Below are 22,213 nucleotides of genomic sequence, written 5' to 3'. Positions count from 1 at the left end.
ATCGGATTATTTCTTCATGTGAGAGAAATCATGTATGAATCGTTCGCAAGTTTCACTCGCCTGCTGACCGGCATGCGAGTGAGATGAGCATGGGAAGGCGCCCTCACCCACTGTCGACGCTGTGTCGAAGACCCCCTCTGAGAAGACCCTTATGCCTCCCTCCGTTTCTGTTCGCCGCGGCCTTGTTGCGCTCGCGGTCGCTACCGCCGTGCTGTTCAGCGCCGGTTGCACTGACCCTGCGAAGACTGCGTCGGCGAACGATGCTTGCTTGAACTCCGACATCCCCCTGAGCGAATTGCAGACACTCGAGCACCCCAACGAGTGGCAGGGGGAGTCAACTGCCTGCCTCGTCACCGACAGTGTCGTGGCAGTTTCTGAGCAGAGCGAATCGCAGCTGCCTGTGACGGTCACCGACAACCAGGGCACCGAAGTGACGATCACTGACACGAGCCGCATTCTTGCGCTCGACCTGAACGGTACGCTTGCGGCCACGGTGTTTGGACTGGGTCTTGGCGATCAAGTGGTGGGCCGTGACACCTCGACGGGGTTCGCCGAGGCTGCGGATCTGCCGATTGTGACCCAAAACGGTCATGAGTTGAACGGTGAGGGAATCCTCGACCTTGCCCCGACTGTCATCATCACTGACTCTTCGATTGGTCCGTGGGATGTGGTCCTGCAGCTGCGCGACTCAGGAATTCCTGTTGTCGTTGTCACTCCCGAACGTAGCCTCGAGACCACCGAAGAACTCATCATGTCGGTGGCTGAAGCGCTCGGGGTGCCCGAACGTGGCGCAGCGCTCGCGCAGCAAGTGCGCGGCGAACTCGATCAGGTGATGGCAGACATCCAGGAAATCGCGCCGAAGGACCCCGCTGATCGGCCGCGCATGTTGTTCCTGTATGTCCGTGGAAACGCAGGTATCTACTACATCTTTGGCGAGGGATCTGGCGCAGATTCGTTGATCGAAAGCCTCGGTGGTGTCGATGTCGCTTCAGAAATTGGTTGGAAGGGCATGCGCCCAATGACCGCCGAAGCGCTTGTCGACGCCGACCCTGATCTCATCCTCATGATGACGAAGGGGCTCGAATCGGTAGGCGGTGTTGACGGTCTGCTCGAGCGTATTCCTGCGGTTGCCGAGACAAGCGCTGGCGTGAACCGGCGCATCGTAGACATGAGTGACTTCGAAATCTTGAGCTTCGGCCCGCGTAGCGCTGCGGTTGTTGAGTCGCTTGCCCGTGCGATCTACGCACCAGAATCGAGTGGTTGGAAGTGAGCGCAGTAGTCATCGCGCGGGCCGAGCCTGCTACGAAAGCCAAGCGCCGACTGCGACAGGCGATCTTGTTCACGGTCCTTGCCGTGTTGCTTGTCATACTCATCTTCGTTTCTGCGGGGGTGGGACAGCTGTCCGTCGCTCCTGTCGAAGTGCTTGGTTCGGTGCTGCACCGCATGGGCATCGACTGGCTCCCAGCGCCAAGTCACACGCACGGCGAGAGCGCGCTCTGGAATATCAGGTTCCCGCGCATTGCTATGGCGGTGCTGATTGGCGCTGCGCTTTCAGCCGCTGGTCTGCTCATGCAGGCGATCTTTGGCAACCCGCTCGCCGAGCCTGGCGTTGTCGGTGTCTCATCGGGCGCCGCGCTCGGTGCGGCAGCAACGATCGTTTTCAACCTGTCCATGTTTGGGGAGTGGACTACGGCTGTTGTCGCGTTCAGCACTGGCCTCATGTCGGTGCTGGTGGTCTACGCGTTGAGTCGCGCGGGAGGCAAGACCGAAGTCGTCACGCTCGTGCTCACCGGCATCGCGATCAACGCGTTCACCGGGGCGGGACTCGCCTTCATGACCTTCTTGGGCGACCAGCAGGCGCGTGAGCAGATCGTGTTCTGGCAGTTGGGCAGTTTGAACGGTTCGCGTTGGGAACAAGTGAGCATTGTGCTCCCACTCGTTGCCGTTGGCCTTGTCGTCTCGTTCGCACTTGCGAAGCGACTCGACTTGCTTTCGCTCGGTGAGAAGAGCGCACGTCACCTGGGCGTGAATGTTGAGCTCTTGCGTGTGGTCGTGATCGTGGTGACCGCTCTGCTCGTGGGTGCTGCGGTCGCGTTCGCAGGCATCATCGCGTTCGTTGGACTCGTGGTGCCTCACCTCATGCGCATGATCTTGGGGCCGGCGCACTTCCCGCTGCTGATCGCCAGCGTGCTGGGCGGATCCGTGCTGCTCCTCACCGCAGATCTTGTTGCTCGGACTGCGGTACCGATGGCTGATCTGCCAATTGGCATGCTGACCTCTATCGTTGGCGGTCCCTTCTTCCTCTGGCTATTGCGTCGCGCCCGTAAGCGCGCGGGAGGGTGGGCATAATGCGTCTGAGTACACGAGGGCAGGTGCTCCCCGAGGTGCTTGCGCGCGGAACGCTCGCAATTGAAGTCATCGGCGCGACCTGTGTCATTGGTGACCGAACGCTGCTTGCTGATGTCGATCTCAGTGTGCGCGCTGGCGAAGTGCTCGCGCTCATCGGCCCAAATGGTGCGGGGAAATCGACGTTGCTCGCGGCAATTTCGGGTGATCGTGCCTTGCGTTCTGGCGAGGTACGGATCGCAGGGAAGCGGTTGCACGAGTGGACGCTTCGTGAGCTATCGCGTCGTCGCGCAGTGCTTCCGCAAGAGAACGGTGTCTTCTTCCCATTCACTGTCGAACAGGTGGTTGAGATGGGCCGCAGGCCCTGGCAGCGCACCGAACGCGAAGACGAAGATACTGAGGCAGTTGCAGATGCACTACGCAGTACTGACATTGAGCGGTTTGTCGAGCGCAGGGTTCCCACGCTCTCTGGCGGTGAACGTGCCCGTACCGCGTTGGCGCGTGTGCTCGCGCAACGCACTGGCATTCTGCTGCTCGATGAACCGACTGCGGCACTTGATCTGAAGCATCAGGAGGCTGTCCTCCGACTCGCTGCAGAGCGTGCTGATCGTGGAGATGCAGTGATTGTGGTGCTGCATGACCTCAACCTTGCTGCAGCATACGCCGACACCATCGCAATGCTCAGCCAGGGGCGCATCGTCGCGTGCGGCACCCCTGCCGAGGTGTTGACGGCAGAACAGATCGGACGCGTGTACGAGCATCCGGTCGAAGTCTTCCAACACCCCACAACAGGGGCGCCGATGATCGTGCCCGTCCGTGAAATCAGAATGAGTTCGAGAGAAGAGGGAACCCCGTGAGTGTGAAGTCTCGTGCGGTGGCGGATGCGCGGCCGAACAGAGCTTGGCGATCCGTTCGTGCGCTTGCGCTGCTGGGAGCCGCGTTACTCTGCGGCTCGACCCTTAGCGTGGCGGCAGGGAGTGCGGCTCCGGCGTACGCATCGGGCGGAGTCAATGTGTCGGTCGAGGGCTCGCCTGAGCTGACATTCGTGGCGGATCCGGTCTACCAAACGCAGCTGCGGCTCAACGGTTCTGGTTTCCAGTCAATCCAAAACGGCTTTGGTGGCATTTATGTGCTGTTCGGGTGGGTTGACGGGCCTGGCTGGGCACCGAGTAGTGGCGGAGTCACCGGCGAAAACTACATGTACGTGCCAGATGACGAGGCGAACCCCGTTGGATACGCGAACTTTGTGACGTTCCCTGGGAGCTCGACCTCGTACGCTGCGAACGGTGGCGAGGTCTCAGCGGATGGCACATGGTCAGCTGTTGCAACGATTCCTGGCGCGCAGTTCACTGCGATTGATCGTGCGGGCAACCCGAGTGAAGTGAATTGCCTTGAAGTGCAGTGCGGCATCATCACCATTGGTGCGCACGGAGTGGTGAACGCGAATAACGAGTCGTTCACGCCAATCACGTTTACAGACCTTGCGGGTGCTGCTGGAACTTCCGAGGCAGCCCCTGCGGCCGCGCCTGAGGGTGGCACTGGCACGATGGCGGCTGCCGCTCCGGCGCAGACCTCGCCAAAGGAAATCATCGAAGAGCGCACCGAAACGGTTGTTGCCGCAGCGAAAGATACGAGCGATGAGGATCGCCTGCTGACCATCTTGATGTGGGCAGTCGTCGGTATCGGTGTCATCGCGGTGGGATCGGTTGGCTTCTTGGTCTGGGCAGTGCTGTCCGGGCGTAAGCGAACGCGCGAGGCCGCTGCAGCTGCAGCTGCAGCACCGGCGCCAGCCGAAGTGCCAGAAGCGGCAGCTCATTCCCTCGGGTCAGAACGATGAATTCGAGCCTCACTCGCACTGCCTGCGCGGCGGTGCTCGTCGCGTTGCTAGGTCTTGGTTCGACGGCAGCGGAAGCCGCCGAGACTGCCCGGGCCGGGCAATGGGCAGCAACCGTCGAGAGTGATGATGCGAGTGGGGCGGGTCGTGTCGCTGATACGCCAACGACCGACGGTGAAACGACAGCACTTCCGTCGGGGAGTTCAGCTGACACAGATGCCGGATCCGCCGACGAAAAAACCGAGGTGACCGAAGACCCTGAGATCAGCGAGGCAGCTGAGCCGGAGGGCTCCGGCGAGACCGCGACCATCCCAACGGACGCAACAGAACAGCTCCGGAATCCAACGGGAACCGAGAGCGTGCGGGCAGCCCCGGTTACGGTTGATGATGCGGCCCTGTCGTGGGGGCTGAACCGTGAGAGCACGGGTGGCGCCTACTACGGAGGATGTAACTTCCTCAGCGCAGGTATCGCCGGTGATGCAGGCGGATCGCGGATTTGGAAAAAGGACGACCAGTTCTACAGCAGCGAGGTCGGCAATGTCAGCGTGCAGCGACCGAGCGCCGACGGATCGGCCCGCGTCATGCAGACGTGGGAGAACCGGTGCCAGACCTCGGACGGCAAATCGGTCAACGGCCAGACGAATAACGGCGCACAGAGTACGACCGGGTCAGAGGTGTACATCACTGGCGGTACGGGAACGCTTGATCCAGAGGCCAACACCGCGCAACTCCAGTGGAAGGGAAGTTTCACTGTCGCGTACTACGGCGGAATGACGTACTGGAGCGCAACTGACCCCGTGCTGCGCGTCGATTCGACAGGCGCCGGCACCCTCACTGCCCGACTGTCTGGCTTCGGCGCCGATATGGATGACCCTGAGGCGTGGAGCGTCTTGCCAGAGCGCACGGTGACGCTTGCCGTGCTTTCAGGCGTAAAGGTGTCTGCAGACGGGTTGACCGTGACGCCAGACTTCCTTGGCGTGAAAGCCAGTGCAGCCGGACGTAACCCGCAGGCGGCCCTCACCGCTGGGAACCGTGCGTGGTGGGGCTCGTTCCCGAAAGACTTCATCGACTATCACGTGCTGACCGGGCAGTCGTCGTATTGGTACACCACTGACGGCGGCGCAAATAGTATTCAGCCACGCAAGGTCGCGCTTCCTATCGAAGTCACTCGTGCTGCGGTTGACGAACAGCCGCCCACCGTAGACCTCGCACCAGAAACCTCGGCGGTTGAGTGGACTGAGACCGCGATTGTTCCTGAGGTCGGCGGCTCTGCGGCCGAACGTGAGTTCGTCTGGGAGTCGCGTGATCCTGCAGGGGAGTGGCAGACCGTTGCGACGCAAAAGGATGCCGCGTTGTCGGTCATTCCTGCGCTTGCCGAGCAGGGCACCGAGTACCGCGTCCGCGTGACAACGGCATTCGGCGCAGCGACATCAGAGCCCACACGCCTGCAGGTTCTCGCGAAGAAACCGGGATCGATCGTGCCAAGAACCGGACGCGAGATCAGTGACGCGACGAGCCTGCGAACGATTGCCGACATCAAAGCGCGTATTGCCGATGGCACAGTGCGTGACGTGACCGCAAAGACCACCGGCGTCACTACTCCGCTCGGAGCAAGCACGGCCCGCAGCATCACCGTGCCATGGACGGGCACCGCAGACGCAGGAGAGGCCTGGCTCTACCCAGGCCAGCGTTACCTCGGCACGTGGGTGGCGGATCCCGAACAGCGTACCGCGACCATAACGCTTCGCCCAGGCAACGATACTGAGGGCACCAGCGTACTGGGTACGTTGCAAGCAGGTCAGCAGTATTCGATGCTGTTCTTCACACACGATGATCCGCTCACGCACGTGTCATTCACTGCTGCTGGTAGCACAGGGACCGGACCGAGCGAGCTGACGAATGCTGGACTGAGATGGGGTATCAACGCTGAGTCAACGGGCGGTGCCTACTTCGGTGGCTGCAACTTCCTGTCCGCTGGAGCGGCGGGCGACTCAGGTTCGGCACGAGTGTGGACCAAGCGCGATGGGTTCTTCTCGAGTGCGACGTCAAGCGGGAATGTGCGCATTGAAAAGCCGACAAGTGCGGGGCGGTGGGAGCCGGTGACCTGGGAGAACAAGTGCACCGACCCCTTTGGTTCGACCGTCACGAGCAGCTCGACTGAAAGCAGCTCAGGTGCAGAGATTGTGTTGACCGGTGGATCGGGAAGCATCGACCCCGCAACAAACTCGGCCAAGTTGCGCTGGCAGGGGTCATTCACCGTGGCCTTCTACGGCGGAATGACTTACTGGACGGCGTCGAACCCTGAGCTCACCGTACGCAACGGCGTTGGCACGCTTACCGCGACAGGGAGCGGCTTCGGGGCTGAGATGGACGACACCAGCGTGTGGAAAGAACTCACCCCACAGCGCATCACACTCGCGACCTTCTCAGGCGTCAATGTGAATGCCGCCAACTTCACCATTGCACCCGACTACCTCGGGGTTTCAGTGGGTGACCTGCCCGGTGGCCGCAATGCACAACCAGCAAAGACCGCCAAGAACAGTGCGTTCTGGGGCTCCTTCCCACGAAACTTCATCGACTTTCAGATTCTGACGGGGCAGTCGTCGTACTGGTACACCTCTGATGGAGCACGCGACCGTGCGAAACTGCCAAAACAGATTTCGGTGTGCGCCGACAGCGCGAACTGCGCGGGAAGTCAGAAACCCCCTGTGAAACCTGACGTTCCCAATGTCACGCAGCGGGCACTACTTCCGCCACAGCGAACGGTGGCACCCCCACGCCAATCAATTGTTCCGGTGAGCCAAGTTGGGGCACCCCTCGCGGGCGCGCAGGCCACGAAGCGGATCATTGTGACCACTCGAGTGCACCCAGAGGAGCCGCTCGATTCCCGCACGACAGTGCTGCTCCTCCTCGTACTCTTGGCGGGTCTGGGAACGGTCACCGTCGTGACCGCAACGGGTGGCGGGCTCATCATGCGCGGTGTGATCGCGCTATGAGCGATGCAGGGAAGCTACGCGTCACACTGCGAGCTGCTGGCGCGCTCGGTGCGGTGCTGCTCGTCGGAGTCGGTCTCGTATGGGGCAACGATATCGTTGCTGCGTTACAGACTTCGTGGCCCACAGCTCCTGCCGAAGCAACGGCGGCCGCGAAACCGAAAGGCGCACGAGCAGCGACTGGCGTGCGGCCTCAGACTGTCTCCGAGGCGCAGGCCGCTCCCGGCACCACCGTTGAGAGCGGCGGCATTGCAGCACTTGCAGATGCGGACTGGGTGAGCCGTGCAGCACAGGCAACCGGTATTCCCGAGCGAGCCCTCACCGCCTACGCTGGCGCCGCAATTACCCTCGCAACCGAACAACCGACCTGCGGCATTGGGTGGAACACCCTCGCAGGAGTCGGCGAGGTCGAATCGCACCACGGCACCCTTGGCGGCGGATCGGTGCGCGCAAACGGCGACACCCTTCCACACATCATCGGTGTAGCCCTTGACGGAAACGGAGTCGCGGCAATCCCAGATACCGATGGGGGACGCCTCGACGGGGACACGCAGTGGGACCGCGCACTCGGACCGATGCAATTCATTCCGAGCACCTGGGCGCTCTGGGGAGCCGATGGGACCGGGGACGGGAAGAAAGATCCACACCAAATTGACGATGCTGCGCTCGCCGCAGGGCGCTACTTGTGCAGCATGGGAGGCGGCTCCCTCACGAATCAAGCGAATTGGGAGCGGGCGATTGCTGGGTACAACGACAGCCACGATTATGCAGTGCGCGTCTCAACGGCAACGCAGCAATATGCGCTTGCAACGAGATGAGCGCTTCGATTCAGCGTAAGCTTCCGCTCAGGCGGTGGCCGAAGCGCTGATTGCCGACTAACGATCCGCGCGGTGAATGCCCATGTCTGTTCGGCCAGGGGCAAACTGATCTTGCAATCTGCGGCCGGGGTGATAGTCGCCACTGTGCTGCGTACGGTAGCGGATCGGTGCCTCAGCATGCACATTGAGCAGTCTGCCCTCGTAGCGGGAAATCTCTGCGTGAACCCGGTCGGCATCGAGGCCGTCGGCTGACGCAATTGCGTGTGTTGGGAGCACCTCCATGCCGGTGTAGAACAGCGTGCCGTGGGTGAACCCAAAGAGGAGCGTGTCAAGATCGCCAGCGATGCCACGGGGGCCGAGTGCGGCCTCGGTCTCGCCATACGAGACAGTGATGAGCGCGCGTTTGCCTCGCAGAAGTCCGTCGCCGTATTTGCGTGTGCGTCCGGTGGTCGGATCGATCACATCAAACCCGAATCCCGCGCTCAACACGCGGTCGATCCACCCCTTGAGTAGTGCGGGGAGTGAATACCACCAGAGCGGGAAATGGAAGATGACAAGATCCGCCCGCCGCAACTTCTTTTGCTCACGTGTGACGTCTGCTGGGAGCGCATCGTCCAGGGTGCGCTTTCTCCACTGCTCGAGAAATGTCGAGCTGCCTGCGGGTTCGGTGTCGGTGCCATCTCGCCCGAGATCGCGCAGACTGAGCACTGGATCAAAGCCCATGGCGTAGAGGTTGCTTACTTCGACGTTGGAGTGAGTAGAAAGTGCACGGTAGCCTGCGGCGAAGAGCTGAGCATTGAATGAGTATGCGTCAGGGTGAGCGAATACATAGAGCACGTTGGGGAGCGGATCAGTCATGCACTTATCAGAGCAGTAAATTGCCGTTTTGGTAAGTAGGCACAATTCTGTCCTATACCGACGGTTAGGATAGTGTCATGCGCGATGCGACCCGTCATGCCCAGTCCATTTGTCCTGTTGAAGTGACGGTCAGTGTGATCGGTGGCAGCTGGAAGCTCACGATCGTCGAAAAGCTTTTGACGGGCACGCTGCGTTTTGGTGAACTGCGAACCGCGGTTGGCGATATCACTGATCGAGTGCTCACTCGTCAGCTTCGCGAGCTTGAGGCTGACGGAATAGTGCACCGTGAGGTGTACCCGCAGGTGCCGCCAAAAGTTGAGTACTCACTGACGCCGCTCGGTGCGTCGCTTCGTGGCCTGACCGAAACGATGGGCCGGTGGGGTGAAGAATGGCTTCGCGCACAGGGAGAAGAATCACGGGTTTAGCAGACTCCGTGTCTCGAAATAGACTGATGCGCACTGAACAGATACCGATGGAGGCACGCAGGTGTTCCCATCCCGTGAATATGAAGGAACTCTCGTGACTCGCACTCTGCGACGATCCGTTGGGGTGGCGACGATGTCGCTGGCCCTCGTGCTCGCGCCAAGTTTGACCCCTGCAACGGCTGAGGCTGCGCCTGTCGGCCCTGTCGCCGGTGGCACCACGATCACGCTGCCGAAACCCGAAGCTCCCACCGGGACGACGTTTGAGAAGATCGGCGCAGGAGATCTCAGTTCGCTGGGTCTTGGAGCTGATGGGTATGTGTACGCGTGGGGTGCGAATGGCAGCGGTGAAGGCGGAACTGGCGAAACTGGTCGCATTCTGGTGCCAGAGCGCACGTTGCTTCCCGAAGGGGTGAAATTCTCATCTCTCGCGGTCGGAACCTTCACCTCATATGCAGTGGGAGATGACGGCAAGTCCTACTCCTGGGGTAGTGGGGCGACGGGGCTATTGGGAGACGGTACCTCCGCTTCACGGTCAATTCCTGGCCCGATCAAGGTGCCCGAAGGAGTTGAATTCTCAAGAATTGTCGCTTCGACTGAGTACGCATTTGGGTTAGACGCTGCCGGCAATGCGTATGGGTGGGGCTACAACATTTACGGGCAGTTAGGCAACGGCGGCTATGCCTATATCGTCAATGAGCCAAAGCCTGTCACGATGCCTGTTGGTGTGACGTTTACCGAGCTGAGCTCGCTTGGAGATCATACGCTCGCGGTAGGAAGCGATGGGAACACCTACGCGTGGGGCGACAATAGCTCAGGCCTGCTCGGCAGCTCGAGTGGCTCGAATTCATCGAGTACGCCAAAACGTGTCACACTTCCGTCCGGTGTGAAATACCGCAAGGTCGCTGGTGGGTGGGACTTCTCTGTTGGCCTCGGTGATAACGGGAAACTGTATTCCTGGGGTGGCAACTACTTGGGTGCACTCGGGCAAGGCACAACAGTGTCTTCTCGCCGTACGCCAGCTCTTGTGAAAACCCCGGCTGGGGTGCAGTTCACTGATGTGATCTCTGGTGGCAAACACACGATCGCTCTGACCACTGATGGTGACATCTGGGGCTGGGGAGGCAATACCTATGGCGAGCTTGGAAATGGCAGCCTAAACCCAGATGGCGAATCGACTCCGGTTCGCGTGGAGGCTCCCGAGGGAACGAAATTTATCAGTATCGCCGCTGGTATTGGCACATCGTTCGCGCTCGCTGACAACGGCGTGACCTACAGCTGGGGTCAGAATACTTATGGACAGCTAGGGGATGGAACCTACGAGAGCACCTCGGTGCCCACGCCAGTGCTCCCGCCTGTGGTTCCGGTGACCGTGACTGACGTGACGTTTGGTGGCGTGTCAGGGACCAACCTTGTTGATAACGGTGATGGCACCATCTCGGTGACTGCCCCACCGGCTGACACCTATGGTGCGGTGGACCTGGTGCTCTCATGGAACGCCTACGACGAAGCGCAGACGCCAGTGACGATTGAGGACGGTTTCGTCTACGGCGATCCGCCGACACTGACCCCGCTCGTGAATGTATCTGGAGTGCTCGGTGACGTCGCTACGTTCACGACTGAGACGACGGGCGGGCCACCGCCGACGCTGCGTTGGGAGGTGCAGTTTGCAGATTCTGACGAGTGGCAACCACTGACAGCCGACGCTGACGCAACAGTATCTGCGGGTGGGGCCGAGGTGCAGGTGCTCGTCAATGCTCTGCATCAACATGCGCAGTACCGCGTGATCGCGACAAATGAACACGGTGAGATAGTGAGTGAGCCTGCCGCCATTCAGATCGCCGAGTATAGGGTCGAATTTGACTCACGCGCCGGTGAGTCATCGACGCAGGCTGTGCTTGCAGGGGCACTAGCGGAAGAGCCGACTGCACCATCTCGCAAGGGGTATACGTTCCAGGGCTGGCAAGACGCGAGCGGCACCGTTTTCGACTTCACAACGCCCATTTTGCATGACGTGAAGCTCGAAGCGCACTGGAAGAAAAATGTTGGTCCGGGTGACGGTGGTACTGAAACACCCACCGGTCCGCTGGTGCCAGGCACGGGCAAGCCATCCCCTGGCAACGGGCATGGGTCCAACGCCGCAGCAGGGCTATCTGTGACGGGTGATGTGCTCACGCCGTTGCTGGCCGCGGTTGCCATCGCGCTCAGTGCCGCTGGTGGGCTCGTGTTGTGGGGAAGGCGAACGCGCAGCGGCGGATCGCGGTAACGCGTCTTGTCTGACTGTGTGGTGGCACGACCACCGTTGTGACGAACGGCACTGTGAACGAGCTAGTTCCCGGCTTCCCAGAAGCCAGTGAGCACGCTCCACAGTGCCGTTCTACGTCGGTCGAGATGTTCGTCGTTGCCGAAGAGTACTTCGACGTGCAGGCTGTCTACCGCCCCAAGATAGGCCTCAACAAGCGTGTTCGTGCGTGAAGCATTCGGCTGTGGAAGTCGTGCGCGCAATGTCTCGCCAATGTGCTCGAGAAACTGCCCGTGGCCCTGAGCGACGGTATCGCGCAAGGCAGCGGGCGGTGCATATGCGGCCCGCAGGAGAAAACGCAGTGATGCGTGCTCGTCGTACCGGGCGCCGATTGCGGTGAGGTAATCAAGCCCGGGCAGTGTCGCTGCCTCAGCTTCGAATGTGTGTGTGGCGTGCTCGGTTTCGGTGGCAAGCGCGTGTTCCAGTGCAGTGAGAAACAGCTGGTCCTTGTTCGCGAAGTGGAAATATAGGGAAGCCTTCTTCATCCCCGCTGCCGTGGCAATGAGGTTGAGCGAGGCGCCTTCGTACCCATGCTCGGCAAAATGCTCGACCGCGATCGCGCGGATGCGCTGGGCAGATGGTGAGAGTTCCAACGTGCACTCCATTTCGCGAAGCAGGATGTCAGATGATGTTTCTTGGGTGGCGCTCAGCGGTCACATGTTGAGCGCCACTGGTCTTCGGCCACCTGCCGATTGTAGTGCGCTGAGCGCGTGACGTCACGGCAGGTGGTCGGTTCAGGGGGACTGAGGGCTATCGAGCGTGACGTGTTGCTCGGCGGGCGCCGACCCAAACAATCACGAGGCTCACCGCTCCGGTTGCAAGGAGGAAAAGGAGCCAGACCAGCGGATCAAGTGCCACAAGCGTGCCAACAATTGGCGTAGCCGCTGACGAAATGATGAGCTGGAATGCGCCGAGTAGCGCGGCGGTTGAACCGAGCGCGGCGGTCTGTGAGTCCATAGCGAGAGCCATCAGGGTGGACTCGGCGAGACCGAGACCGAGGAGCGAAATGAACATGCCTGCCACAATGCCCCACAGGCCACATCCTGCCAGTGTGAGGCCAACGGCAAGCGCAGCGCCCGCTGCAACGAGCGCGCTGCCCATCAACGCGAGAGGGTAGGCGCCCCAACGCGTGACACTGCGCCCCGCGATGATCGCCCCAAACATCACTGCGAGTCCGGTGCAGCCAAAAACGAGACCGAAGGTGCTCGCGCTGAGGCCGAACGACTCTTGATAGACAAACGTCGCGCCACCGATGTAAGCGAACAGGAAGAAGAAGACTGCTGACAGGCCAAGTGTGGGCAGAAGGAAAGCGGGGTCCTTTGCGATCCGCCCATATGCGCGAACGACGTCGGGCAAATGTAGCGAGGATCGTCGTGCTGCAGGCAAACTCTCGGGAAGTGAGAATGTGGTGTTTGCGAGTGCTATTGCTGTGATGCCGGCCAGCGTCAGGAGTACAGCACGCCAACCAAATGCGGAATCAATGAAGCCGCCAAGTGTGGGTGCGAGCACAGGAATGAGGCCCTCGATCGTCATGAGGAGTGCGAACAGCTGAGCGGCTCGTGCACCCTCTGCTCTATCGCGAACGGAACTGAGTGCGACAACGAGTGTCATGGAAGCAGCAAGTCCTTGCACCACGCGTGCGACGAGAAGCACTCCCATCGTCGGGGTAAACGCTGCGCCGAGTGAGGCCGCGAAGAACGCGATGAGTGCGATGAGGAGCGGGCCGCGGCGACCGTAGGCGTCGGTGATTGGCCCAAAGATGAGTTGGCCTGCTCCCATGGCGAGCAGATACAGACTCAGCGTGAGCTGTCCCTGGGTGGCAGTGCTGTCGAGGTCGCGCACAATATCTGGCAGTGAGGCCAGGTACATGTCGGTTCCAGAGGGGCCGAGCAATGTGACGAGTGCGAGTGAAATGGCGAACCAGACGCCAACGGTGCGGGCATTGGTGCGCGCAGTCATACAGATTTCTCCGATCTACCTACCGGCCGGTAGGTCAGCATGCAGATTACTTCATGGGCTGCGAGGGGGGCAAATTCGTGCTGGCGGTGGAGGGGGCTCTGCGGTGTGCGCGTGTTGATCCTTGAGGATTCGCGTCGCGTTCGCTGCCCGGGTCAAGTGGTCTTTGAGGGTGGTGAGGATCGTGACGTCAAGATGCAAGATTTGTGACTATCTGCAAATGGTGATGCAAATTCGTGTGCCATGCGTACGTAATCCATAGGAATTCGGGGCGTGTTTGAAATCTTTTACACGTGTGAGGTAAGTTCTTGCTCTTGTGACTATTGCTATGTCCGAAGCTCGGGGTGGGGCTTCGAAGAGCAGGTGGGCACGTCTACTCGGCGTGTTCGTGCTGCTGGTGAGTGTGTGTTCTCTGTTTGGACTGCAGGCGACTGCAGCACATGCTGAGGAGCCTGCTGCGGCAGACACTGCGGTGACAACTGCGAAGGCCGGCCCGAGTTATTTGGGCGAGGGGCAATTCGGCCTGAATTCGTGGAGTCCCGGTCCCGGCGTAACAAACATGGGACAGGTATTCACTGTCGCTCCCGATGAAGCGGGTTACGTCACGGAGATGCGCGTGAAGGCGTACACGGCGAAGCCGCGAAACGTTGTCGCTGGGACGCTCTCTGAGCTACCAGGCGGGGACATTAGCGCAGCAACGCTTCCTGGAAATGTGCTCGCCGAAGCAACAATCAGCTTCGAAGATGCAGGCGAAGATTACGAATGGGTCGTCCTGCACTTCGCCAAGCCTGCAGAGGTACTTGAGGGTGGTCAGTATGCCCTGACGTTGACGCTCGAAGAAACCAATGAACACGATGAGATGATTTCAGTCGTGTGGAACCCATTCCGCTATGGCGATGGCTACTCGACAGTCCTGGCAGATGCGAACGGTTGGGCAGGTCACTCGACTGGTTCGATGATCTTTGCTTCCGCGGTCGTAGACGAGCTCCCGAAAACCTCGGAGCCTGATCCTGATCCTGAACCCAAGCCGGAACCGAAACCTGAGCCCAAGCCCGAACCGAAGCCAGAGCCAGAGCCAGGCACCGGCACGGTGTGCGAGAACTACACCAAGGTCGAGGCCGCTGACGGACGTGGTGAGGTTATGGAAGAAGGCTGCATCATCACCTCTGAACCGATGGGGCCGAATCCTGCACAGCCGAATGCGCCAACAGAGACGGCCGAGCCAACTTCGCAGGCTGCGAACCCGCAGCTCGCGACCACTGGTAGCGACTCGCTCACTCCCGTCATCGGGATGAGTATCGCTGCGGCGCTGGTCGCAGCGGGCGCAGCCTGCCTGCTGGTGCTGCGAAAGCGACAGCACAGCGCTCGCGCATAACTGACCTACGGCGACAGCACCGAGCCCCTGGGAAAAGCATCTCCCAGGGGCTCCTTGCTGTTTCAGCGTGAGGTGATGGGCGTCAGTACTTACGCGGCCTCGATGACGCGCTTGATTGCTGCAAGCGTTTCAGGGATACCGGTTCGCGCGGCCGACTCGCGATTCGCAATCTGCTCCTCAACATCATCGGGGAAGCGGTTGACGACGTACTCCTGACCTTCCGGCAACCATTCCCATGCCTCGGTGAGTTCGGTGCCACCATCAACTGGCTGCATTCGATAGATCCAATTCGTGCGACCGGGGCCGACGCTCCACCCGAACTCGACACCCGGGGCAGCTGTGATGACCGTGCTCTGGGTCTCCCAGACACGGGTTCCGTCGTCATTACGGCCAGTGAAGACTGCACCGACGGCAGGACCATCCCCTGACTCCCACCAACACTCGCGGCAGACCGGCGACCACTCGCCCGTGCGGGTGACGTCTGAAACTGCGGCGTACACCTCTTCCGGGGAGGCAGCGATGAAGATCGAATCTGAGAAAGAGCGAGTCGTATGCATGCAGTCATTATGTACACGACTTGCTGCAGTGTGGGCAAAAAGATGTCGTGCGCCCGCGCTACCGTAGAGCCATGTCGAGCATCTTCACTGCAGCAGTTCTGCTGAACGTCTATGCGGCACTACTGGTGCTGTTGCGAGCGCCACTGTTTCATACGAAGTTGTACCGCCCGATGCTGTGGAATATTTGGCTGTCTGTACTGCCCGTCATCGTGCTCACGGTTGGCGGTGTGAGCGGACTCGTTTTGCTTTTGATCTCTCGGCCAGCTGCCATCGCCGTACTCGCGGTCACTGCGATGGTTTGGTTGTTGTTGCTCCCGAACGCGAGTTACCTCATTACCGAGCTCAACTTTTCACACCGTCGTGATGACGACAGAACACCGCTCTGGTATGACATCATCCTGGTCATCAGCCTTGCGATGTCCGGGGTTGCGAATGCCGTGGTAAATGTCTTCATCGCGCATATGGTCTTTGCCATCACGCTCTTCGGTGATGCGGCCCAAGCGCTCACCCGCGGGGCATCAATCGCGTTTGTCATTGTGATCATGCTGCTGGTGTCATTCGGCATGTACCTCGGCAGGTATCCCCGGTTTAATAGCTGGGACCTCAAACATCCCATCGGATTCGTGCGCAAGCTTGTCGGGCACTTTTCCGAGCGCAGTAATGTGCTTACAGCGCTGGGATTCACGGTGACGTATGCGCTGTTTCTCGGCCTCATCTACTACATGGTCGTCGGTGCGGTGATCGAAGGACTCATGATGGTTGAGCAAATGCGCAACTTCGGGTGACTGTCGGGCGCTGAAATTTGGGCGCGGATCCGCACAATGTCTTACACACAGAAGGGGGCTGGAAAAGCAACGCTCTCCCAGCCCCCTTCTGTGTAGCGGCTCAGCCGCAGACACCGCCGAGTTACTCGCCAGCTTCTTCTTCCTGGCGCGTAAACACTGCCATGGTCTCGAAGTGGTGAGTGTGCGGGAAGATGTCGAAGCCGCGCAGCTCGATCAGGTCGTAGCCCGAATCTGTGAGCGTACGGGTATCGCGTGCGAGTGCGACAGGGTCGCACGCAACGTAAATGATGTTGCGTGGTGAGAGCTTCACGAGCTGCTCTGAGACGTGTCCACCAGCACCCGAACGGGGCGGATCGAGCACGACGGTGCCGCGGGTGATCCGCTCACGAACGGTCGGAGCAGCCTCAAGCAGCTCAGCAAGGTACTTGTCGACCTTTGCCGTAATTGCAAGTGCACCGACGAGCTCAGAAAGGTTCTCAGCTGCGTCATCGGTGGCAGCGCTCTCGGCCTCGACGGTCGTGACCTTGATGTTCGGTCCGACTGCCTCTGCCATCGCAGCGGCGAGCAGGCCCGCGCCACCGTAGAGGTCGAGGTTGGTTGCGGTCGCGTCGACGAGGCCGTCTTCTGCGAGCTCCGCGATCGTGTCGCGGACTGCGTTGAACAGCACAACGGGAGCGAGATCGTGCACCTGCCAGAAACCGCCAGCGCGCACGGTGAAACCGCGGTCTTCGACGAGCTCCTGCATGGCGTCGCCCTCGCCGTTGCGCTTGCCCTCAGCAGTGATCAGCATGCGCGAGTCATCGCCAGCTGGGTCAACGAGGTCAATCGCGTCGACACCGAGCATCGACTCTTCAAGCGGAGCGAGCTGGTTCAGCGAATCGGTCGCGAGCGGAAGCGACTCGACCGGGATCACACGGCGGCTACGCGCAGCGTACGGGCCGACTGCACCGGTCTCGGGATCGACGTGCAGACGCACACGAGTGCGGTAGCCGAGGCCGTTGCGCTCGTCGTCGCCTGGCACGCCCTCGACGAGCTCGTCGAGGAGCGCGTCGAACTCTGCCTTGGTCTCTTCATCGTCTTCTTCGCCGGCTGCGAGCTCGATGCCGCCGAAACGCTGCATCGAGTCAACCAGCACTTCTGCCTTCAGGCGGCGCTGGCGCTCAAGCGCGATGTGGCCGAACTCTGCGCCACCGGCGCGGTCTTCGGGATCCCGGTCGATCGATGCCTCTGCCCATACGTGGGGGCGGCGGTCAGGTGATGCTTCAAGAACCTCGAGCACGATTGCGCGTGCGAACGACTTCTTCTTTGCATCGGTGACGCGTGCGACAACGCGCTCGCCGGGAATCGCATCAGCGACGAACACCACGCGGCCTTCGTGGCGTGCAACACAGACACCGCCGTGGGCGATGCCGGTGATCTCAAGTTCAATCTCATCGCCGACGGAGAGAGCTCCGGCCTGCGGGGAAGTAGCGTTACGCTCAGACATACCTTCTATTCTCCCATGACCTGCGTCGATGCGAAGAACCCGATTCTGCCCCCGGGCTGGGAGTATTACTGAGTCGGTACGTAAACTCACTAGTATGCACCTGAATGAAACTCGTGCGTGGAACAAGTTCTACGCCAAGGGCACCCCGATCGACATTGAGCCGGTGACTGGTTCGCTCGTGGACCTCCTTGATGAGCGTTGCTCACAGTACGCGGATCGTCCGGCAGCCTCCTTCTTCGGAGCCACCACGACTTACCGCGAGCTTGGTGACAGTGTCGCTCGTGTGGCGCAGGGCCTGCACGACCTCGGCGTTCGCGCTGGCGACAGGGTCGCGCTCATCATGCCGAACGCCCCACAGCACGTCGTCGCGTTCTATGCGGTGCTGCGCCTCGGAGCAGTTGTCGTTGAGCACAACCCGCTCTACACTCGTGATGAGCTTGAGACGCAGTTCCGAGATCACGGCGCTCAGATCGTCATTTCTTGGGACAAGAAGGTCGAGACGCTACAGCAGCTGCCCGCTGAGCTCGGCATCCAGACCATCATTGCCGTCGATGTCACCCGCGCGATGCCACTGAAGATGCGTGCGCTCTTGCGCTTGCCGATCGCGAAGGCGCGTGAGTCACGCGCCAACCTCACAGCATCCACCACGGGAACCGTTCCGTTCGCGAAGCTGGCACAGTTGGCTCCCATTGCGGCGGATCACCCTCGCCCCGTGAAGTCAGACATCGCCTGCCTGCAGTACACGTCTGGCACCACTGGCGCCCCAAAGGGTGCGATGATTTCGCACGAGAACCTGTGGGCGAACGCGCGTATGGGCGCTGCATGGATGCCTGACTTCGAGCATGGCACCGGCAACATTTACGGCCTCTTGCCGATGTTCCATTCGTTTGGTCTGCTGCTTTCAGTCATCTACTCGGTGGAAACCGGCTCGTGTGCGGTGCTGTTCCCGACGTTTGATCCGGCTCTTGTCGTGGAGGCGTCGAAGAAGTTCCCGCCGACCTTCATTCCGGCGGTGCCGCCGATGTTCGACCGTTTGTCGCGCGTCGCGCGGGATGGCTCGCTCGACCTGAAGAACGTGGTGTACGCGATCTCTGGTGCGATGACGCTGACCCCAGCGATTGTGAACCGCTGGGAAGAACTCGCGGGAAGCATGCTCAACGAGGGCTACGGGCTGACCGAGACGAGCCCCATTGCGCTCGCGAACCCGTTCAACGACTCTCGAAAGATTGGCGCAATCGGCCTGCCGTTCCCATCAACCGACATTCGCGTGGTTGATCCGGAGAACCCAGCACGTGAGGTTGAGCAGGGTGAGGTCGGCGAGCTGCTTATTGCTGGCCCGCAGGTGTTCCAGGGCTACTGGAACCGACCAGAAGAATCGGCTGCTGCCATCTTTGACGGTCGCTGGCTGCGCACTGGAGACCTGGTCATGCAGGACGAAGACGGATTTGTCACCGTCGTTGACCGCAAGAAGGAACTCATCATCACTGGCGGCTTTAACGTTTCGCCGAGTGAGGTCGAAGCCGTAGTGAACGCGCTGCCAGGTGTGGCAGAGTGCGCCGTTGTTGGTGTTCCCCGTGGTAGTGGCACCGAGGTGGTCACCGCAGCGATCATCATGGAGCCCGGTGCAGAGTTCGATGAGGAAGCAGCTCGTGCTGCGGCCCGCGAGCATCTCGCCGAGTACAAGCGTCCGAGCAGCTACCTTATTTGGGAAGAACTGCCGAAGACGCTCATCGGCAAGGTCATTCGCCGCCACGTGCGTGATGCGCTGATCGCTGACCGCAAGGCAGTTCGGGCGAACCTCGACGAGGACTAGCGAGCGCGCGTGCGGGGCTTCGGCTCCCGCGCGTCGCGCCCGGCGGGCTCGGCGGGCCCCGCGCCTTGCCTTCCCGTCCGTCGCGCCCCTCGTGCCCCCGCGCTTTTGTCGCTCAACCCCTCGAAACCACCCCTTTCTGCCGAAACAGGGCGCTTCTGCCGGAAGAAGCACCCCTTCTCGCAGGGAACGGGTGGTTTCGAGGGGTTGAGCGCTGCTTGTGGCGGGTAAAAACCGTCAACGGTGCAGAACCAGGCACAGAGCTTGTCTCGCAGCCCGGCCTGAGGTGAACTGGCGTTCAAAGCTCCGCATGTATCGCTGCCGCCAATGAATAAAGAACGGGCCGGCCCATGGCCGGGCGGCCTTTTCCAATGAGGCGAAGCCTTTTGGAGAGGTGCCAAGCCTTTGGCCAGCTCGTCCTGGCAAATGTGATTGGCAGGGCATGAGTCTTTCCGAGGCGATGGCGCGGGAGCCTCAAAACATGGCGAGTATCTTCACGGATCGCCCTCCGCCGAGCGCTCAACCCCGCGAAAACACCCCTTTCCAACACAGCAGGCAGTTATTTGCGTCAGTAAGGGCCCTTCTCGCAGGGAACGGGTGTTTTCGAGTGGTTGAGCGCTCGCTCACCGGATTGAGAACCCTGCTCACCGGGTTGAGCGCCCTGCACACGAGGTTGCGACCGCACCGACCCACCCCACGAATGACAAAAGTCTGGGCTGCCACCCAACAAGTGACAGCCCAGACTTTCGCGCGCCCGAACTTTTCGCGCTCAGACCCTTGCGCTGGTATTGCTGAGCACTAGTGCTGAGCCCCTCGCGCCCAGCACTAGTGCTTCGGAGTAATCCCAGCGCTGGAGTCCGTGCGGATCGAGCCAGCAGGGCCGGCAGCGCCAGCGACACCAACCGACCCATCAGCTGCCTTCGCGGTGAGAATCGACGTGCGAATCTGCTCACCAATGAGGCCGACGCCGTCGGCGCCACCCGGCAGGAAGACCGTGGTCGTATTGCCTGCACCAGCGACACCAAGCATGGTGTCGAAGTACTGGTTCGCGAGCATGACCTCTTCGGCGTTGACCACGCCAGCCTCTTGCAGCACACGGCGCTGCTCAGCGAGGCCCTCGGCGATTGCGCGGCGCTGCATCGCGATGCCCTCACCCGAGAGACGCTTTGCCTCGCTGTCGCCCTGTGCCTTGCCGATGACGCCGATCTTGTACGCCTCAGCCTCGGCAGTCGCGGCATCACGCATGCGCTCTGCCGCATTGATACGGTTCATCGCTGCTTCGACCTCGCCGTCGGGGCGAACACCCGTGACGAGGGTACGCACGATCTCGTAGCCGTACTCTTGCATGGTGGTGCTGAGTTGCTCGTTCACCTCTGAAGCGATGCGATCCTTCTCTGCGAAGACATCGTCAAGCGTTTTGCTTGGCACGGTCGAACGTACGGCGTCAAAGATGTAGCTGGCGATCTGCTCATCGACATCGGTCAGCGCATAGTTTGCGCGATACAGGTTGCTGTCTTCACGGTTGTCTGCGCTGCCGTCAGAACGAGAAGGGATGCGTTCCGAAGTAGCGACGCGGTACTGCACCGAAACGTCGAGATCGACGGTCACCTTGTCGTTTGTGATCGTTGAGATCACGCGATCCATCTGCTGGATACGCAGGCTCATGCGGTTCGCAATGGTGTCAACAATGGGAATGCGGACGTTAATGCCAGCCTTCGCCATACGATGGAACTTGCCGAATCGCTCGATCACCGCCACCTGATTGGTCTTCACGATGTAGAGCGAAGCCGCCAAGATGATGACAATGATGACGAGCGCCACGACGGCGAGCACCACTCCAAGAATTGCTGAGTCGGACATCTGAGTTCGCCTCTCTTGCGCGCGCTTTCGGTGCGCGTCGCGTTCAGTCCGATAATTCTCCCAGGTACCACCGACACTTGTCGATGCCACCTAGGCTTGGAACATGCGCCTGTACCTCGCCTCAACGTCTCCCGCCCGGCTTGCTGTTCTTCGCGGAGCCGGCATTGAGCCAATCTGTTTCTCACCCAACGTCGACGAGGACACGGAGGTGCTGAAGCGCGAGGCCGAGATCGGTCGCAAGCTCACGGCCCCAGAACTCACGGAGTACCTTGGCCGCCTGAAAGCCGAAGATGTTGTGCGTCGCTTTGGGCCAGAGGGCACCAACGAGATCGACGGTGTTGTGCTCGGTGGCGACTCGATGTTCTTGCTCGATGGCGAGATTCTCGGCAAGCCGCACGTGCCTGACGTCGCGCTCGATCGTTCCAAGCAGCACCGCGGAAAGACCGGCGTCCTGCACTCGGGTCACTGGCTCGTTGATGTGACTGGCGGCAAAGTGCATGGTGGGCGCGGATCCGTCGACACCGCAACCGTCACCCTCGCAGCCGATGTCACCGACGATGAGCTTGCCGCTTACGTTGCAACGGGTGAGCCGCTGCAGCTCGCCGGCGGGTTCGCGATCGACGGCCTCGCGGGTGCCTTCATCGAAAAGATCGAGGGTGCGCCGAGCTGCGTGATTGGGCTTTCGCTGCCTGCGCTTCGCCGTCTGGTTCGGGATCTCGGACACGACTACACAGCGCTGTGGAACCTGCCAGCGGCCTAACGCCGCCCATCACGACATCCGTGCCCGAGGCTCGTCAGCACGCCCGCGACG

General features: G+C 60.9%; 18 protein-coding genes. 12 read left to right on the top strand and 6 right to left on the bottom strand.

Translation table 11 applies throughout. From position 1 onward, the window contains the following. Window positions 1-121: 121 nt before the first annotated feature. From FW756_RS10500 to FW756_RS10475, 6 genes are read left to right on the top strand one after another with little or no spacing between them, the layout of a single operon-like run. A complete protein-coding gene (locus FW756_RS10500; RefSeq protein WP_446430102.1) occupies window positions 122-1,270 on the top strand; it encodes a heme/hemin ABC transporter substrate-binding protein in 1,149 nt (382 codons plus the stop codon). Continuing rightward, window positions 1,267-2,349, top strand: coding sequence for a FecCD family ABC transporter permease (locus FW756_RS10495; protein ID WP_446430101.1), 1,083 nt, complete (start codon window positions 1,267-1,269; stop codon window positions 2,347-2,349). The genes FW756_RS10500 and FW756_RS10495 overlap by 4 nt, the downstream gene beginning before the upstream one ends. Further along, window positions 2,349-3,203 (top strand): heme ABC transporter ATP-binding protein, encoded by an 855-nt coding sequence (locus tag FW756_RS10490; protein WP_446430100.1) that lies wholly within the window; start codon window positions 2,349-2,351, stop codon window positions 3,201-3,203. The genes FW756_RS10495 and FW756_RS10490 overlap by 1 nt, the downstream gene beginning before the upstream one ends. Continuing rightward, window positions 3,200-4,183: a hypothetical protein gene (locus FW756_RS10485; RefSeq protein ID WP_446430099.1), complete on the top strand. Its 984-nt coding sequence runs from the start codon at window positions 3,200-3,202 to the stop codon at window positions 4,181-4,183. The genes FW756_RS10490 and FW756_RS10485 overlap by 4 nt, the downstream gene beginning before the upstream one ends. Continuing rightward, complete coding sequence (locus FW756_RS10480; protein ID WP_446430098.1) at window positions 4,180-7,176, top strand: hypothetical protein; 2,997 nt, start codon at window positions 4,180-4,182, stop codon at window positions 7,174-7,176. The genes FW756_RS10485 and FW756_RS10480 overlap by 4 nt, the downstream gene beginning before the upstream one ends. Then, window positions 7,173-7,991, top strand: a complete 819-nt coding sequence (locus FW756_RS10475; protein ID WP_446430097.1) for a lytic transglycosylase domain-containing protein — start codon at window positions 7,173-7,175, stop codon at window positions 7,989-7,991. The genes FW756_RS10480 and FW756_RS10475 overlap by 4 nt, the downstream gene beginning before the upstream one ends. Before the next feature lie 57 nt (window positions 7,992-8,048). Here the strand turns inward: FW756_RS10475 and FW756_RS10470 are convergent, their stop codons facing one another. After that, window positions 8,049-8,849 carry an NAD(P)H-dependent oxidoreductase gene (locus FW756_RS10470; RefSeq protein WP_446430096.1) on the bottom strand — a complete coding sequence of 267 codons (801 nt, stop codon included), beginning with the start codon at window positions 8,847-8,849 and terminating at the stop codon, window positions 8,049-8,051. A gap of 77 nt (window positions 8,850-8,926) precedes the next feature. On the opposite strand from FW756_RS10470, the gene FW756_RS10465 reads away from it, so the two are divergent. Both FW756_RS10465 and FW756_RS10460 read left to right on the top strand, forming a co-directional pair. Continuing rightward, window positions 8,927-9,274: a winged helix-turn-helix transcriptional regulator gene (locus FW756_RS10465; protein WP_446430095.1), complete on the top strand. Its 348-nt coding sequence runs from the start codon at window positions 8,927-8,929 to the stop codon at window positions 9,272-9,274. Window positions 9,275-9,368: 94 nt separating this feature from the next. Beyond that, window positions 9,369-11,537, top strand: coding sequence for an RCC1 domain-containing protein (locus FW756_RS10460; RefSeq protein ID WP_446430094.1), 2,169 nt, complete (start codon window positions 9,369-9,371; stop codon window positions 11,535-11,537). Window positions 11,538-11,599: 62 nt separating this feature from the next. Here the strand turns inward: FW756_RS10460 and FW756_RS10455 are convergent, their stop codons facing one another. Continuing rightward, window positions 11,600-12,166, bottom strand: a complete 567-nt coding sequence (locus FW756_RS10455) for a TetR/AcrR family transcriptional regulator (RefSeq protein WP_446430093.1) — start codon at window positions 12,164-12,166, stop codon at window positions 11,600-11,602. 157 nt (window positions 12,167-12,323) lie between these two features. After that, a complete protein-coding gene (locus FW756_RS10450; RefSeq protein ID WP_446430092.1) occupies window positions 12,324-13,532 on the bottom strand; it encodes a multidrug effflux MFS transporter in 1,209 nt (402 codons plus the stop codon). A 325-nt stretch (window positions 13,533-13,857) separates the two neighbouring features. Here FW756_RS10450 and FW756_RS10445 point away from each other — a divergent pair, with 325 nt between their 5' ends. Next, complete coding sequence (locus FW756_RS10445) at window positions 13,858-14,904, top strand: LAETG motif-containing sortase-dependent surface protein (RefSeq protein WP_446430091.1); 1,047 nt, start codon at window positions 13,858-13,860, stop codon at window positions 14,902-14,904. Window positions 14,905-14,993: 89 nt separating this feature from the next. On the opposite strand, the gene FW756_RS10440 is transcribed toward FW756_RS10445, so the two are convergent. Beyond that, window positions 14,994-15,461, bottom strand: a complete 468-nt coding sequence (locus FW756_RS10440) for an SRPBCC family protein (RefSeq protein ID WP_446430090.1) — start codon at window positions 15,459-15,461, stop codon at window positions 14,994-14,996. A 71-nt stretch (window positions 15,462-15,532) separates the two neighbouring features. Here FW756_RS10440 and FW756_RS10435 point away from each other — a divergent pair, with 71 nt between their 5' ends. Then, window positions 15,533-16,246 carry a DUF1361 domain-containing protein gene (locus tag FW756_RS10435; RefSeq protein WP_446430089.1) on the top strand — a complete coding sequence of 238 codons (714 nt, stop codon included), beginning with the start codon at window positions 15,533-15,535 and terminating at the stop codon, window positions 16,244-16,246. Between the two features lie 121 nt (window positions 16,247-16,367). Here FW756_RS10435 and FW756_RS10430 read toward each other — a convergent pair whose 3' ends face one another. Next, window positions 16,368-17,732, bottom strand: a complete 1,365-nt coding sequence (locus FW756_RS10430; protein ID WP_446430088.1) for a class I SAM-dependent RNA methyltransferase — start codon at window positions 17,730-17,732, stop codon at window positions 16,368-16,370. Window positions 17,733-17,826: 94 nt separating this feature from the next. Between FW756_RS10430 and FW756_RS10425 the strand changes: the two genes are divergently transcribed. Further along, window positions 17,827-19,545 carry a long-chain-fatty-acid--CoA ligase gene (locus FW756_RS10425; protein ID WP_446430087.1) on the top strand — a complete coding sequence of 573 codons (1,719 nt, stop codon included), beginning with the start codon at window positions 17,827-17,829 and terminating at the stop codon, window positions 19,543-19,545. A gap of 822 nt (window positions 19,546-20,367) precedes the next feature. On the opposite strand, the gene FW756_RS10420 is transcribed toward FW756_RS10425, so the two are convergent. Beyond that, window positions 20,368-21,402, bottom strand: a complete 1,035-nt coding sequence (locus FW756_RS10420) for an SPFH domain-containing protein (protein ID WP_446430086.1) — start codon at window positions 21,400-21,402, stop codon at window positions 20,368-20,370. 103 nt (window positions 21,403-21,505) lie between these two features. Here FW756_RS10420 and FW756_RS10415 point away from each other — a divergent pair, with 103 nt between their 5' ends. Then, entirely contained in the window at window positions 21,506-22,162 is a 657-nt protein-coding gene (locus tag FW756_RS10415) for a Maf family protein (protein WP_446430085.1), read from the top strand. Window positions 22,163-22,213 lie beyond the last annotated feature (51 nt).

This window comes from Leucobacter sp. 1207-22 (assembly GCF_052850455.1).
Note: the sequence above shows the minus strand (reverse complement) of the source record. Positions and strands in the feature narration are given on the sequence as shown.

Coding starts and splice junctions, on each gene's coding strand:
- FW756_RS10420 (WP_446430086.1), bottom strand. CDS start 21,402: ATGTCCGACTCAGCAATTCTTGGAGTGGTGCTCGCCGTCGTGGCGCTC.
- FW756_RS10435 (WP_446430089.1), top strand. CDS start 15,533: ATGTCGAGCATCTTCACTGCAGCAGTTCTGCTGAACGTCTATGCGGCA.
- FW756_RS10470 (WP_446430096.1), bottom strand. CDS start 8,849: ATGACTGATCCGCTCCCCAACGTGCTCTATGTATTCGCTCACCCTGAC.
- FW756_RS10465 (WP_446430095.1), top strand. CDS start 8,927: ATGCGCGATGCGACCCGTCATGCCCAGTCCATTTGTCCTGTTGAAGTG.
- FW756_RS10490 (WP_446430100.1), top strand. CDS start 2,349: ATGCGTCTGAGTACACGAGGGCAGGTGCTCCCCGAGGTGCTTGCGCGC.
- FW756_RS10480 (WP_446430098.1), top strand. CDS start 4,180: ATGAATTCGAGCCTCACTCGCACTGCCTGCGCGGCGGTGCTCGTCGCG.
- FW756_RS10475 (WP_446430097.1), top strand. CDS start 7,173: ATGAGCGATGCAGGGAAGCTACGCGTCACACTGCGAGCTGCTGGCGCG.
- FW756_RS10445 (WP_446430091.1), top strand. CDS start 13,858: ATGTCCGAAGCTCGGGGTGGGGCTTCGAAGAGCAGGTGGGCACGTCTA.
- FW756_RS10430 (WP_446430088.1), bottom strand. CDS start 17,732: ATGTCTGAGCGTAACGCTACTTCCCCGCAGGCCGGAGCTCTCTCCGTC.
- FW756_RS10440 (WP_446430090.1), bottom strand. CDS start 15,461: ATGCATACGACTCGCTCTTTCTCAGATTCGATCTTCATCGCTGCCTCC.
- FW756_RS10415 (WP_446430085.1), top strand. CDS start 21,506: ATGCGCCTGTACCTCGCCTCAACGTCTCCCGCCCGGCTTGCTGTTCTT.
- FW756_RS10425 (WP_446430087.1), top strand. CDS start 17,827: ATGCACCTGAATGAAACTCGTGCGTGGAACAAGTTCTACGCCAAGGGC.
- FW756_RS10450 (WP_446430092.1), bottom strand. CDS start 13,532: ATGACTGCGCGCACCAATGCCCGCACCGTTGGCGTCTGGTTCGCCATT.